Raw genomic sequence first — 14,179 nt, 5'->3', positions numbered from 1 at the left:
CATAGCCATCGCCTGTGGCCCGCGGGTTCCTTCCTCGGGGACTTTCGTACGCCTGCCGGCGCCCGAAACTCTTCACGCTTGCGGACTGACTGCTTCTGATCTCAGATTCATGAGAGCGGACATTTAGATCGGCTCAAACATCGACGTCACCTGATCCTCATCAGACACTGGCGAGGCCACGCTACGCGCGCAATATGATGCCTCTAGACGTAACCTCGGAGGTCAATCCGCGTTCGTCAACGCCGACGAAGCTTGCGGGACTTCCGACCGATAGGCGTCCGTATTTGTTGGCGCCCAGATAGTCGGCAGCGATCGTGGAGGTGCGTTTCGCTGCCTCCTCGAGCGGAATCCCGACTGATATGAGGTTATGAAACGCCTGATCCATGGTGAGGCAGGAGCCGGCGAGTCCGCCGCTTGCCAGCCGCACTGTGTCATTCTTGCGGAATACGGCATGTTGGCCGAGCCGGTACTCGCCGTCCGGCATTCCCGATGCCGCGGTGCCATCGGTCACGGCATAGAGGCCAGGAATTGCGCGAAGCGCTGCAAGCAGAGCGCCGGTGTCGGCGTGGTGCAGATCGCTGATCAGTTCTGCGTGGTCGGCGAAGGCGAGTGCTGCACCGATGCAGCCAGATTTCCGATGATGGAAGCCGCCCATGGCATTGAACATATGGGTGACGCCGTCGACCCTGTGTCGGATCCAATCGGCTGCCGTTTCAAAGTTGACCGACGTGTGGCCGATTTGGACGCGGACGCCTTTGGTACGAAGCCAGGCCGCCACCTCGCCGTCGGCATCGGCTTCCGGTGCAAGCGTGACGACCCTGATCGGCGCGAGTGCGCAAAGACGCTCCATGAGCTCAATGGTTGCGGGAATGGCATAAGGCGGCTGAGCGCCCAACTGGTCGGGGCTGATGAAAGGCCCTTCCAGATGCACCCCAAGGATTTCTGCTTCGTCATCGCCTTGTTGTTCCATTGTCTGGGCCACGGCGAGGAGTGCGTCCTCTACCTCGGGCAGCGGCGCCGTCATGGTGGTGACGAGAAAACCCGCTGTGCCATGGGCGGCATGTGTGCGCGCGATCTGATGGGCCGCTTCTCCCGCTTCCATGGCATCGGCCCCGCCGCCGCCATGGCAGTGAAGGTCGACGAAGCCAGGAATCAGGAACAAGCCGCCGCTGGGTTTCCCGAATGGTTCGATAGTCGACACCAAGCCGTCGCGCCAAGTGACCCTGGCAGACGTCCACTGCCCATCAATGTAGACATTACCGACCGTCGCACCAGACCGCGTCATACTGGACCTCAGGCCAGTCGAGCGCCCGACGCAGGGTCGAACAGCATGGCGCGATCGAGGTCGATCTCGATGCCGACCTGGGCGCCTTGGGCCGCAATGCCTGCCGGAGTGCGGATAACCGCACGCTGGCCCATGATGTTCAGTGTTACGATGTCCTCTGGACCTGTCGGCTCGACCAGATCCACGATCGCGGTCGTCACAGGCTGAGCGGACTGTGTGATGCGGATATTTTCCGGGCGCAGTCCCATGACGGTTTCACCCGCGTCGTCCGGCTTCCAGGAACGGTCGGGGAGCGAGAGTTCTGCTCTCGATCCACCACCCATGATGACGAAGCTCAGCCCGGCCGCACCGAGCTGTGCCTTCCCTTGCAACAGCGTAATCGGCGGCGAGCCGATGAAGCGGGCAACGAAGAGGTTGACCGGATTGTGGTAGATTTCATGGGGCGTGCCGACTTGCTGGACGTCGCCCCGGTTCATGATCACAATCTTCGTTGCCAACGTCATGGCCTCAATCTGGTCGTGGGTGACGTAGACCATCGTACACTTGATGCGTTGGTGGAGACGCTTGATTTCCGCCCGGAGATCGCCGCGCAGTGCTGCGTCCAGGTTGGAAAGCGGCTCGTCGAACAGGAACAGCTTCGGGTTCCGCACAAGCGCCCGCCCGATAGCGACGCGCTGTCGCTGCCCACCGGAGAGTTCCCGCGGACGCCGCTCCAGAAGCGGCTCGATCTTCAGGACCGCTGCCACCTTATTGACGTTTTCCGCAATGGCAGCCTTGTCGAGGCCTCTCATCTTCAGAGGGAAGCCGATGTTCTCCCGGACCGACATCGTCGGGTAAAGCGCGTAGGATTGAAACACCATCGCCACGTCACGCTCCCGGGCGGGCAAGGCGCTCACATCCCTGTCGCCGATCCGGATCTCGCCGGAGTCGATTTCGTGGAGGCCGGCAATCGCGTGCAGCAGCGTGGACTTGCCGCACCCCGAGGGGCCGAGGAGAACAACGAACGCGCCTTCTTCGACCTCGACCGAGACATCATTGAGGACGTTGACCGCTCCATAGGACTTGGCAACGTTGCGAACAGACAGCTGCGCCATGTGTTTCTCCTTAACCCTTGACGCTGCCGAGGGTCATGCCCCGCACGATTTGTCCCTGAACGATGATGCCGAGAATGACCATCGGAAGCATGATGAGCGTCGCGGCGGCCGTTAGCGCACCCCACTGGATGCCCTGGAAAGTCAGGAAGGATGTGATGCTGACGGGGAGTGTCTGCGTGTCGCGTCCGGACAGCACCAGGGCGACGAAGAACTCGTTCCAGGTGAACAGGACGCAAAGGATGAGCGTCGCGGCTATGCCTCCGCGTGCGGCCGGCAGGTAGATTCGGGAGAAGATCGCGAACTCCCGGGCGCCGTCGACCCGAGCCGCATCCCGCAGCTCGCGCGGTATGTCGTCGAAGAAGGTGATGAGCAGTGAAATGGCGAACGGGATGTTGATGAACGCGTAGACGGCAATCAGCAGCCAATGCTGGTTGAGCGCCCCGATGCGCACCGCGAGGTAATAGACGGGAATGACGAAAATCAGAGCAGGGGCAATGCGCAAGCTCAGGATGAACTTCTCCTGGCTGCGCCTTTTGGCGGCCTCCTGTTGCGTCATGCCGTAAGCTGCCAGGGCGCCTATCGAGACGGCGATAATGCTGGACGTCATGGAGACGAAGAAGCTGTTGGCGAAGGCACGCAGGAAGGTCGGGTTTGCCAGCACTCTCTTGAAATTGTCGAGCGTCGGCTCGAAGAGCCAGACCGGCGGAATGGCAAAGGCGTCCCTGGTCGTCTTGAAGGACGTGACGACGACCCAGTAGAGGGGGAACAGGACGGCGGCCAGCAGGATCAGTAGGCCGAGATAGAAAAAGGTCCGCCGGATCATGGCCGCTCTCCCTTGCGTGGAAACAGCACGCCATACATCGCCAGTAGCGCCACGTTGGTGAAGATCGTCAGGATGACGGCGACGGCAATCGCGTAGGAGATGTCGAAATTGGTGAAGGCGACGATGTAGCCGTAGAAGTTCAGCGTTTCCGTCGACAGCGCCGGGCCGCCTCGGGTCATGATGTAGAAGAGGTCGAACGCCTTGATACTGTCGATGGTGCGGATGAGCGCCACGATCGCGATGGCACGGCGCAGCATCGGCAACAGCACGTACCAGTTGACCTGCCATTCGCGCGCGCCGTCGACGCGGGCGGCGTCAAGCGGGTCGGTCGGTGCCGAATCGAGGGCTGCCATCGACAGCAGGATGACGAAGGGCGTCCATTGCCAGATATCGGCGATGAGAACGGAGAAGAGGGCCACCTGGGTGCTTCCGAGCCAGTCCACGGCTCCGATCCCCAGTAGGGACAACACGTAGTTCGCCATGCCGGATGCCGGGTCGAAAATGAAGCGCCAGGTCAGGCCGACGACGACAGGCGTCATGATGATCGGGACGAGAAGAAGGGCGCGCACAATCCGTTTGAACGCAAAATGGCGATCCAGGAAAAGAACGACGGCCAATCCGAGAAGGACTTCTATTCCGGTAGCCAGGACGGTGAACAGGACGGTCCGCCACAGCGCCGCCAGCCCACGGGGATCGGAGAAAAACCTTACGTAGTTGTCGATGCCGACAAAGACGTCGCGCCCGGCTCGCATGAGCGACACGTCGCGAAACGACATCCAGAGCACGTAGACCGTCAGGACGACGGAGACGGCGCTTAGGACAGCCAGGATCGGCTGGAAGAACATCCGTGACGGGTCGGCAAGCCTGACCATTGGAGCGGACACTCGCTTGAGGAAAATGGCCCTGCCGCGGCCTGGGAAGGTATTCGCGGCAGGGCAAGCCGGGCTGTTGCGTCAGCGCGCCAGCGCGGCGTTGTTGGCCTCGTCGGCTTCCTTGAGCGCATCGGCCGAGCTCGCGGCTCCGGCCAGCGCCTTGGACACGGCGATGCCTGTGTTGTTGATGACTTCATTCGCCTGTTCGACCGTCGGCAGGTAATCCGGATTGCCCTGGTTGATCGCGGCGATCATGGCCTCCTTGAACGCTCCGTAGCGCGTGTTGAAGCTTTCGCTGTTCAGCGCGGTCAGCGACGTCACGCCCGAGTTCGGGTCGCTCTCCATCGACTTCACCTGCTGCTCCTTGGCGGTGGCCCATGCGGCAAACAGGGCGGCAGCTTCCTGGTTCTTGGAATCGGCCGTCACATAGAGGCTATGCACCGCAAGAGAGGAGGACCCGCCCTTGGGATTGGCGGCCGTCTGGGGCACAGGCACGTAGCCGACCTTGCCGACCACGGTCGAAACGGCGGCATCTTCGTTGTAGGCGCCGTTGACCGTCGCATCGAGCGTGATGGCAGCCTTGCCCTGCTGGAACAGCAGGCGGTTTTCCTCCCATCCGAAGTTGGCGACACCCACCGGACCGTAATCCTTCAGAACCTTGGTGAACGCGTCCAGCGCGGCAATGCCTTCAGGCGTGGCGAGCGCGGACTTGCCGTCGGCGAGGAAGGAGCCGCCCATCCCCCAGAGATAGGCAGCCCAGACATAGACGCCCTCGATGCCTTGCCGGCCGCGCATGGTGATGCCGGCAATCTCCCTGTTGGTCTTTTCGGAGATCGTCTTGGCTGCATTGGCGATGTCGTCGAACGTCTTCGGCTCGACCAGGCCGTACTGCTCGAACAGGTCCTTGCGGTACATGACGAAGGTACTTTCGCCGTAGACCGGCAGACCGTATGTCTTTCCATCCAGGACGTTGGTGTTGAAATATCCGGGGACGAAATCCGCCTTGTCGAAGTGCGGCGCATGTTTCGCGAGCTGATCGTCCAGCGGCACGATGTAGCCGGACTTCACGAAGCCGGGAACGTAGATGATGTTGTTCTCGACGACGTCGTAGCGGCCGGACCCGGACGACATCTCCAGGAGCATCTTCGCGGTAATGTCCTGTTCCGGCACGACTTCGAGGGCCACGTCGATGCCGGACATTTTCTTGAATTCCGGCAGCATCTTCTGGATCGCATCCGTTGTGGGATGACCCTCCATCAGCACCGACAGCTGCACCCCGTCGAAGGGCTTGTCCTGCGCGTAGGTTGAACCTGGAAAGTTGTATATCGAGATCGCGGCCACGGTTGCGGCCAGAACTTTACGTCTGCTGAACATTGCATTCTCCCATTGTTGCGGCTCCAGCCGTCGTTCAAAGCATCAGGCGAGGTGCACGACCTCACCGGTTTCCGCCGAGCGGATCATCGCGAGCGTCAGTTCCAGAGAGCGGAGCGCTTCTTCACCGGAAGCGATCGGGTGATCGACGCCATCCAGCCATTCGAGGACCCCATGCAATTGCTGGCGGAGATCGCCGCCCACGGCGCCGCCGAGCGTTGGCCAATGCTGCGTATCGATCTCCTGGGATCGGGAATTGTCGGCGAAATAGAGCCCGCTGTCGCCACACTGGATTTCGAAGGAGCCGTCTGTCCCGATCAGCTCCATCCTCGCGTCGATCATGTGTCGCGTGCCGGAGGGCAGCGACCATGCGCTTTCGAAGTTGACGACCGTCCCTTCGGAAAAGCGCACTATGGCGGCGATGCTGTCCTGGGTGCCGATCGATCCGAGCAGCAGGTCCGTCTGTTGCGCGTAGACCGAGATCGGACGCTGGCCGCGCAGCATCCAAAGCACCAGATCGACGTCGTGGACGGTGACGTGGAGCGGCAGAGGGAGCTTGCCGGCATAGCGCTTCGGGCCTTCGGTCCTCGCGCTGTTGCGGCGTGCATAGACATGGATCGGATGGCCGATCTTGCCGTCGTCGATTATCTCCTTGGCGCGAGCGTAGCGAGGATCGAAGCGCAGCAGATATCCGACGCCCAACTTCACGCCAGCCGAGCGGGCGGCGGAAATGATTGCCTTCGCGTCGTCCATATCCGAGGCGATCGGCTTTTCGATGAAGAGGTTGACGCCCTTCCTGGCGACGGCTTCGGCCGGAATTCGATGCAGATTATCGGGCGTGCAGATGCTGACAAGGTCGAGGTTTTCGTGCGCCAGCAACTCCTCGTGGCCCGGATAGACCCTGACGTCTCCGAGCCTTGACGCCAGCGCTTTGGCAAGCTCGACGTTGGGGTCGACGATCGCGGCAAGCTCGCAGTTGGGCGCGCGCGAGAAAATTGACGCGTGCATGGATCCCATGAACCCAGCACCGACAACAGCAACGCGGTGGGTCATGACGAAGCCCTTCTGGGAATTTGAGCGGCACCCGACGCAATTCGCTCGATGAAATGCCGGGTGATGAGGGTTGGCCGGGTGATCACGCTGCCGGCGACGATGAAGCGGGCGCCCAGTTGCAGGCAACGCAAGGCATCCTCAGGCGTCCAGATGCGGCCTTCCGCCACGAATGGCAGGCCCGCACGGCCGAGGGCGCCCATGAGCGCGAAGTCCGGTCCAGTCTGGCCGCGCGTGTCTTCGGTATATCCTGCCATCGTGGTGCTCACGACATCTGCGCCGGCGGCCATTGCGAGTTCGGCTTCCTCTGTCGTGCTGATATCGGCCATGGCCAGGCATCTATGACCCTTGATGGCCTCGATCAGGGTCGGGACATCAACTGGGCGCGGTCGGCGGGTCGCATCGAAAGCGATGATTTGCGCGCCCGCACGGGCTATCGCCTGCACATCCTCGACGGTAGCCGTGATGTAGACGTCGGTGCTTGCGCGCTGGGTCTTGACGAGACCGATCACCGGAACAGGGACCCGGGCGCTCACGGTAGCAACGTTCTTGACGCCCTCTATCCGTACCGCACTTGCGCCGCCCTCGACGACAGATGCCGCCAGAGCGGCGATGTGCTCCGGCGCATCCAGGGGCGTTCCGGCGTCCGCCTGACAGGACACGACAAGCGTTCCGTTCAATGACTGGAGGAGGTCAGTTCGCAACTTCAGCCCCGTTCGCTCTTGGCTGCCCCAGCGGCAGTGTCAGGGCATCTAATCGAGGATGAAGTTATTTGTCAACTTTCAACTTGTGATGAAAGTTTTCGCCATAACCAGATCCGCCACCCCGACGAGACCGGCGTCGGGTCCGGCGGCAGCCGGCTTTATCTGACGCTGGAAAACCGCGGGCAACCGCGACATATGCCGGCGCACGCGGTCAAGGAAACCGGCTGCCAGGCCGACGCCGCCGCCCAGGGCGACGGCATCAAGATCGACGGCCGCGACGATGTTGGCGAACGCTTCAGCGAGCGCCTTTGCAGCCTGGTCGAGGATGCGTTCGGCCAGTTGATCGCCATTGGAGGCAGCCTCGAAAATCTCAGGAGCCCCGACAACCTGACCCGAGTCTTCGCGAAAGCGTCGGGCAATGGCGGTGCCGGAGGCCAGCGTCTCCAGGCAGCCCTTCCGGCCGCACCCGCATGCAGAGTCGCCGCCAACAACCGTCATGTGGCCGACATGGCCCGCCAGGCCGGCACCGCCGATGTCGAGGCGGCCGTCGAGCACGAGTCCGCCGCCAACGCCTGTCGAAACGGTGACGAACATGAAGTTGCGGCATCCTTGCCCGGCGCCGAACCTGTATTCGCCCCAAGCAGCAGCCTGCGCGTCGTTGATGATCAATGGCGTTACACCAGTCAATTCCCGAATCCGGGCGGACAACGGGAAGCCGTTTTCGATCGACAGCGTGCCGGGGTTTAGCGCCGAGAGGCATCCGTCAGACACGATCCCGGTCGTGGCGACAGCAATTCTCGACGGACGGCGTCGGCTGACTTCTTTGGCAATCGCGCCGACAAGGTCTTCACCGCGCCCGGTTCGGGGTGTTCTTATCTGATGGCGATTGCGCGGCCTGTTGTCCTCGATGTCGGCAAACGCGATCTTCGTGCCTCCTACGTCTATGGCCAGAACGGTCTTAGAAGGATCGGTCACTCACGCTCTCCGCTGTTCGTTGGATCATCGCAAGCCGCTGCGGATCCTGCCTGGTCATTTCGGCAACCAGGGCATCGACGATGAGAAGCTGGCTGATCTTGGATGGAAAGGCGCCGCCCGTCAGCGGCGTTTCGGGCCAGGATGCGATCAGCGTCAGGTCGCATGCGGCGGCGAGCGGGCTCTTGGACCGATTGCTGATCCCGATCACGAAGGCACCGCCCGACTTCGCCAGTTCGGCGATCCTGACGGAATCGACGGTCGAGCCCGAGCTGGAGATGATCACATGCACCGACCCCTTGCCGGTGGTGCCTGCCGCCATCGTGGCGAGGTGCGCGTCGCCCAGCGCGCGCGACATCTTGCCGATCCGCGACATCTTGTAGGCGAGATATTGCGCCGTGACGGCCGATGCCGCGACGCCGAAGCACTCGACCGCATGCGCTGCCAGCAATTCCTCCGCGGCTTTGGAGACATGCTGCCGAACGATGAGCTGCTCGGTCTCGCGCAGCGCGATGACCGCTGTCTCTACGAGACGCTGGATGTCGTCGGCCGGCTCCGCGCTCTCCCTGCCCCTTTCGTCATTGGCAAGTTCCTTGGCGAGCGCCAGCTTGAAGTCCTGGAAGCCCGAAAAGCCCTGGTCACGGCAGAACCGCATGACGCTCGCCTCGGACGACCCAGAAGACTCCGCGAGTTCGGTTATGCTCTGGTAGAGGGTCGTATCGGGGTGGGCGAGGACGAACTCCGCGACCTTGGCCAAGGCGGGCGTCATGTTTCCCGCGGTCGAGCGGAGGCTTGCGATCAGTGCTTTTGTCATTGTGGCTTTCCCCGCGCGTGGCAACTGAACTCAGAAATGCTCGGCAACCCAGGGCAAGGGGCCGGCGAACACAAGATCGCATAGTTGCACGGCGTCGGTCTCCCCGAACAGGACGCCTTGGCGGGCGAGCTTCGAAGCCGAACGAAACCCCGTGAAAAGGCTCGCGAAGGAAGGCCCATCGACCCTTACGGTCGGCAGATCGTTGTCGTTTCCCTGCGTGACCCGCGCCTTGCCAGACGCGATCTCGAGTCGGAGCTCGCGAGGTTCCACGCCGGGGCCGTCAATGCGGATGCCGAGCGTGGCCGAGTCGATGCGATAGCCGCGATGCTCGAGCGCCCGCGCAGGGTCGATAATGCGTGCCATCCACTCTTCCTGGTGTGCAAGACGCCAGCCCTTGTCCGGCATGGCTGCGACAAGGTCGTCATGCGGCCCGCCATGCCAGCGGACCTTCGGGTAGACAGACCGGAAGCGGCCGACAAGGCAGAGCAGCGCCGCCGCCATCGCTCCGCTTTCCGCATGCCAGTCCCTGATCTCCAGGACGGCTGGATTGCCGGCGTCCAGGACGACATAGGCTTGGAGGCGGTCGGCTCCTGCGCCAAAGGCCGCAAGGCCGTCAGCCGGCGCCCTCAACAACTCAGCCCAATGCACTTCGGACCGACGAAGCAGGCCGGCTTCACCGTTGACCTTCTCGGCATAGGCCTGCCTGATCCGGTCGTCCCCTGGCTGCAGCGGGAAGAAGTCGACGTCAGTCCTGGCGGGCAGCGCCGCCGTCTCCGCCTCGTAGACGATTTCGCTGCCTGCCAGTTCGAATCCACATTTGCGGTAGACCGGGCGCGCCGAGCCGAATAGCGACACCATCAAGGCGCCTTCCTGGCGCGCCTCTTCGCACAACAATTCGACGATGGGTCTGGCGAGTCCTCGCCCCCTTGCTTCCGGAGCGATGGCGACATGCGCGATGCTGGCTGCGGGCACGTCCGATCCGCCAAAGCAATGCGCGGTTTTCAAGAGTGCGGCCGTCGCCGCCGCCCGACCGGGGTCCGTGCGCAGGATGCGAAACGAGGAAAGACCGGCATGCGCCACATACTCCCGTGCGCGCTCTCTGCTGAAGCCGAATGCCAGCGCCAGCAGGTGGGAAATGGTGTCCTCGTCGCCCGAAACGGCCCGTTCGAACTCATGGTTGGCGATGAAGTAATTTTTCATGGGCTAGATTCCGTTGGCGATATACTTCATAGATGAGAGCGCCTCAGCGTTCAAGGGAGTTCAAATGGCACAGGCTCATACCCTTCGGGAAATCGAGCAGATCCCCAGTGTTCTCGAGGATTCCGCCGGCAGGCAAAGGGCTGCGAGCCTGGAGGTGCGGAAGCGCTTCGGCACGCGCATGCCGCGTCTTGTCGCCACCATCGGGCGTGGCAGTTCCGACCATGTCGCCACCTTCCTGCGCTACGCTTTCGAGATCCAGCTCGGAGTGCCCGGTGCTTCGATCGCTCCCTCGATCGCCTCGGTCTACGGGCGTCAGCTCATGCTCAAGGACGCGCTGTGCCTGGTGATCAGCCAGTCCGGCCGCAGTCCTGATATCAGGCAGGCTGCGGCCATGGCGCGGCGCGGCGGCGCGACCGTCGTGGCGATTGTGAATGATGAGTCCTCCCCGCTCGCCGAGGACGTGGATGTCGTCATCCCCATCTGTGCCGGACCGGAACTCGCCGTTGCCGCGACGAAGAGCTTTGTCGGCGCTGCGGCTGCGGGACTGCGTCTCCTGGCCACACTCAGTAAAAATGACAGTCTCCATGCCGGGCTGGACGGCCTGCCGGGAAGGCTTGGCCGAGTTTTGCAGTCGCCCAACATCGATCTCGAGCCGATATTGTGGGCCCGGACGGCCTTTGTCGTCGGGCGCGGGCCGGCCCTTGGCATTGCCCAGGAAGCGGCACTGAAGCTTAAGGAGATCGTACAGTTTCCCGCCGAGGCCTATTCGTCGGCCGAAGTGCTTCATGGACCTTGGCAATTGGCGGAAACCGACTGTGCCCTAATCGCCTGGAGCGCCGACCGCGAATCGCTTCCTGGTCAGCGCTCCGTCGTGGAAGCGTTCCGCGCGCTCGGTCGACCATCTATCGAGCTTCAAGACATTCAGGATATGCCGACCGCCCCGCATCATCAACTTGTGGGCCCGCTGATCCCATTGCCCCTATTCTACCGCGCGCTCGTGAAAGCCGCTCAAAGCAGGGGCCTCGATCCTGACCGTCCTAGGCTGCTGAAAAAGGTCACTGAGACTACTTAAACCCTAGTCTCCCTCGGCTTGGAGGGAAAGTCCTGGGTTTCATATGACGAATTATAGTCATATGGATCGTGCCACTAAGTCTGCTTTCAGGAAGCGGCAGAGCTGATCCCTACGGCAGACATCGGGCGCAAAGCGGCCTTCCACGTCGCCGCAGACGTCAGTCGTCTTTGGGTCATTGGCGTGAATTCGGTAGGGGCGAACGAACTTCCGCAAGGGGTCGACTCAAGCAGTTGCGCGAACGGCAGCTTTTGAGACGGGCCATGAATGTCGCGAAATGGCGCTCCTTGCCCATTCCAGACAGGAACGTCAATCTTCCACCCGACCCGGTCCTTTAATGCCGCCCTGGACATGCTGAGCGGCTGAAGCGCGCATTGCCTTGATCGCGCCATTTCGCGACATTCTGACCGCTTCTCCAAAGCTGACTTCGAGAAGCGGCAGCAGTCGACCTTCGCGATCGTCAGTCAAACTTCCGGGCTCCGCACTAACTGAAGAGTGCCACGATTCCATAACAGCAAGCAGCAATCAGCGCCGTAGAGGGCATGGTGATGACCCAGGCAATCACGATCGAGCCGGCAATGCCCCAGCGGACGGCAGAGATGCGCCGTGCTGCTCCGACGCCGACGATCGCGCCGGTGATGGTGTGCGTGGTGGAGACCGGGATGCCGAGCCAGGTCGCGCCGAACAGCGTGATCGCGCCGCCGGTTTCGGCGCAGAAACCCTGCATCGGATTGAGCCGAGTGATCTTCGAGCCCATCGTGTGGACGATGCGCCAGCCGCCAAACAGCGTGCCTAGCGCCAGCATTGCCTGGCAGGTGATCACCACCCAGAAGGGCACGTAGAACTCGCCCCCGAGCATGCCCTGCGAGTAGAGCAGCACCGCGATGATGCCCATCGTTTTCTGCGCATCATTGCCGCCGTGGCCGAGCGAATAGAGCGACGCCGACACGAATTGCAGGGTGCGGAAGGTATTGTCGACCGCGAACGGCGTCTGGCGCACGAAAATCCAGGAGACGGTGAGTATCAGCACCAGAGCCAGCACGAAGCCGGTAAGCGGCGACAGCACGATGGCCCCGACCGTCTTCAGCAGCCCCGACCAGACGATGGCGACGCTTCCCGCCTTGGCGACAGCCCCGCCGACCAGCCCGCCGATCAGCGCATGCGAGCTCGACGAGGGTATGCCGTAGAGCCAGGTGATGATGTTCCAGGCGATTGCGCCGACGAGCGCCGCGAACACGACCTGCGGCGTCACGATGTCGGCGCTGACGATGCCCCTGCCGATGGTCTCGGCGACGTGGAGACCGAAGAACAGGAAGGCGATGAAATTGAAGAAGGCAGCCCAGAAGACCGCATATTGCGGGCGCAGCACACGCGTCGAGACGATGGTGGCGATGGAGTTCGCAGCGTCATGCAGGCCGTTCAGGAAATCGAAGAACAGAGCGACGCCGATAAGGCCGACAAGAAGCGGAAAGGCGAGAGTGGGGTCCATCCGCTCAAACGTTCTCGATCACGATGCCGCTGATCTCGTTGGCGACGTCTTCGAAGCGGTCGACCACCTTTTCCAGCTGGCCATAGAGTTCGCTGCCGACGATCCACGCCATGGCGTCGGTCCTGCCGTGCCGCTGGAACAGTTCCTTCAGGCCTGCGTCGTGCAGCCCGTCGGCGCGCTCCTCGACCTTGGTGATCTCCTCGGCAAGGGCGCCGAGCCGTGTGACGTTGGCACCGACTTTTTCCAGCAGCGGGATCGCCTCGGCGGTCAGATGCGCGGCCTCGACGATGACGGCGCCCATTTCGCGCATACGCGGCTCGAAGCTCGTTTGCTCGAACAGCCTCACCATCTTGACCACCTTGTGCATCATGTCGATGGCGTCATCCATCGACTGGATCAGGTCCTTGATGTCGCCACGGTCAAAAGGGGTGATGAAGCTCTTGCGCACGGCGAGCAGCACCTCGCGGGTGACCACGTCGGCCTGGTCCTCGAGCTCGACGATCTTACGGCAATGGCGCTCGACGGCCTCGCCGCCATCGAGCAGCTTCTGCAGCGCCTCGGCGCCGGCGACCAGGATGCGGGAATGGCGCTCGAAGAGGTCGAAGAACTTTTCCTCGCGGGGCAACAGCGCACGAAACCAATTGAGCATGTTTTATCCTGTAGCGTTCAGAAATGAGCCAGTTCAGGCGCTATAGATTCCAGTAGGGCAGCCAACTCCGGTTCATCGACCAGAAGTGCTGCTTGATCCGGCTTAAGCCAGGCCCGTCTTCGATACTTCTGCTCCTTCCATTCATCCAACTCCTGCTGCACATGAAGCGGGTATACTTTAACGGTTATCGGGACAAACGTGTCCTTCAATCGTTTCCAATAATGGAAGCTGCCAACGGGTTGCTCATGCAAAGTGCCCACTACTCCGGCTTCCTCACCCGCCTCTTGAGCTGCAGCCTCGCGGTCTGGTCGACCCTTCATCGGCCACCCCTTGGGCAAGATGAAGCGGCCCGTTTGCCGAGACGTTAGCAGCAAGATTTCAGTGTCTCCGTCTGCAGCGCGGCGATAAGGCAAAGCGGCAACCTGTGCGATGGGCATACCACGGCGCGCTCGCTTCCCCAGTTTCTTTTTCTTCAAAGGCCTGGCCATCCATTTCGCTGAGACCTTAGCCCGTATTGTCGGTAGCTGGCTAAATTTTTTGCGAAAGCCAAAGGATCTTCGTTGAGACAGTAGTGCTGCTTGCTGTGAATGTCAGCTATCAGGCAGCAAACATCCTCATGAAGGGCAGCTCAGGGTCAGTTCACGTCGATGCATGGGGGGCGCCTGATGTCCGCTTCTCACATTCCAGGCCTCGAAGCCGCAAGTCCGCTTCCGTGAAGAGTTTCGGGCGCCGGCAGGCGTACGAAAGTCCCCGAGGAAGGAACCCGCGGGCCACAGGCGATGGCTAT

General features: G+C 62.1%; 15 protein-coding genes. 1 reads left to right on the top strand and 14 read right to left on the bottom strand.

What is annotated here, in order from left to right; translation table 11 throughout:
- Positions 1 to 181: 181 nt before the first annotated feature.
- The 10 genes from AC0L2B_RS00520 to AC0L2B_RS00475 all read right to left on the bottom strand — a co-directional run bounded on the left by AC0L2B_RS00520 (position 182) and on the right by AC0L2B_RS00475 (position 10,185).
- The gene (locus AC0L2B_RS00520) at positions 182 to 1,162 is read right to left on the bottom strand and encodes an N-acetylglucosamine-6-phosphate deacetylase (RefSeq protein ID WP_473743685.1); all 981 of its coding nucleotides are present in this window, start codon (positions 1,160 to 1,162) and stop codon (positions 182 to 184) included.
- A gap of 131 nt (positions 1,163 to 1,293) precedes the next feature.
- Positions 1,294 to 2,379, bottom strand: coding sequence for an ABC transporter ATP-binding protein (locus AC0L2B_RS00515; RefSeq protein ID WP_473743684.1), 1,086 nt, complete (start codon positions 2,377 to 2,379; stop codon positions 1,294 to 1,296).
- Positions 2,380 to 2,389: 10 nt separating this feature from the next.
- Positions 2,390 to 3,202 carry a carbohydrate ABC transporter permease gene (locus tag AC0L2B_RS00510; protein WP_473743683.1) on the bottom strand — a complete coding sequence of 271 codons (813 nt, stop codon included), beginning with the start codon at positions 3,200 to 3,202 and terminating at the stop codon, positions 2,390 to 2,392.
- Positions 3,199 to 4,074, bottom strand: a complete 876-nt coding sequence (locus AC0L2B_RS00505; protein WP_287237857.1) for a carbohydrate ABC transporter permease — start codon at positions 4,072 to 4,074, stop codon at positions 3,199 to 3,201. The genes AC0L2B_RS00510 and AC0L2B_RS00505 overlap by 4 nt, the downstream gene beginning before the upstream one ends.
- A gap of 81 nt (positions 4,075 to 4,155) precedes the next feature.
- Positions 4,156 to 5,448: an ABC transporter substrate-binding protein gene (locus AC0L2B_RS00500; RefSeq protein ID WP_473743682.1), complete on the bottom strand. Its 1,293-nt coding sequence runs from the start codon at positions 5,446 to 5,448 to the stop codon at positions 4,156 to 4,158.
- A gap of 42 nt (positions 5,449 to 5,490) precedes the next feature.
- Complete coding sequence (locus AC0L2B_RS00495) at positions 5,491 to 6,498, bottom strand: Gfo/Idh/MocA family protein (RefSeq protein ID WP_473743681.1); 1,008 nt, start codon at positions 6,496 to 6,498, stop codon at positions 5,491 to 5,493.
- Entirely contained in the window at positions 6,495 to 7,199 is a 705-nt protein-coding gene (locus tag AC0L2B_RS00490; RefSeq protein WP_473743679.1) for an N-acetylmannosamine-6-phosphate 2-epimerase, read from the bottom strand. Before AC0L2B_RS00490 ends, AC0L2B_RS00495 begins: the two co-directional genes overlap by 4 nt.
- 78 nt (positions 7,200 to 7,277) lie before the next feature.
- Entirely contained in the window at positions 7,278 to 8,174 is an 897-nt protein-coding gene (locus AC0L2B_RS00485; RefSeq protein ID WP_287237853.1) for an N-acetylmannosamine kinase, read from the bottom strand.
- Positions 8,158 to 8,985 (bottom strand): MurR/RpiR family transcriptional regulator, encoded by an 828-nt coding sequence (locus AC0L2B_RS00480; protein ID WP_287237852.1) that lies wholly within the window; start codon positions 8,983 to 8,985, stop codon positions 8,158 to 8,160. Before AC0L2B_RS00480 ends, AC0L2B_RS00485 begins: the two co-directional genes overlap by 17 nt.
- A 30-nt stretch (positions 8,986 to 9,015) precedes the next feature.
- Positions 9,016 to 10,185 (bottom strand): GNAT family N-acetyltransferase, encoded by a 1,170-nt coding sequence (locus AC0L2B_RS00475; protein WP_473743677.1) that lies wholly within the window; start codon positions 10,183 to 10,185, stop codon positions 9,016 to 9,018.
- 64 nt (positions 10,186 to 10,249) lie between these two features.
- On the opposite strand from AC0L2B_RS00475, the gene AC0L2B_RS00470 reads away from it, so the two are divergent.
- The gene (locus AC0L2B_RS00470) at positions 10,250 to 11,257 is read left to right on the top strand and encodes an SIS domain-containing protein (protein ID WP_473743676.1); all 1,008 of its coding nucleotides are present in this window, start codon (positions 10,250 to 10,252) and stop codon (positions 11,255 to 11,257) included.
- Positions 11,258 to 11,563: 306 nt separating this feature from the next.
- On the opposite strand, the gene AC0L2B_RS00465 is transcribed toward AC0L2B_RS00470, so the two are convergent.
- The 4 genes from AC0L2B_RS00465 to AC0L2B_RS00450 are packed head-to-tail and all read right to left on the bottom strand — an operon-like array spanning position 11,564 to position 13,868.
- Entirely contained in the window at positions 11,564 to 11,722 is a 159-nt protein-coding gene (locus AC0L2B_RS00465) for a hypothetical protein (protein ID WP_473743675.1), read from the bottom strand.
- Positions 11,723 to 11,738: 16 nt separating this feature from the next.
- On the bottom strand, positions 11,739 to 12,743 hold the full coding sequence (locus AC0L2B_RS00460) for an anion permease (RefSeq protein WP_473743673.1): 1,005 nt from the start codon (positions 12,741 to 12,743) through the stop codon (positions 11,739 to 11,741).
- 4 nt (positions 12,744 to 12,747) lie between these two features.
- A complete protein-coding gene (locus AC0L2B_RS00455) occupies positions 12,748 to 13,392 on the bottom strand; it encodes a DUF47 domain-containing protein (protein ID WP_473743672.1) in 645 nt (214 codons plus the stop codon).
- A 17-nt stretch (positions 13,393 to 13,409) separates the two neighbouring features.
- A complete protein-coding gene (locus AC0L2B_RS00450) occupies positions 13,410 to 13,868 on the bottom strand; it encodes an NUDIX hydrolase (protein ID WP_473743671.1) in 459 nt (152 codons plus the stop codon).
- Positions 13,869 to 14,179 lie beyond the last annotated feature (311 nt).

The organism is Mesorhizobium sp. WSM4815 (assembly GCF_055811575.1).
The sequence above is the reverse complement of the archived record's forward strand: the minus strand, read 5'-3'. Positions and strand labels throughout refer to the sequence as shown.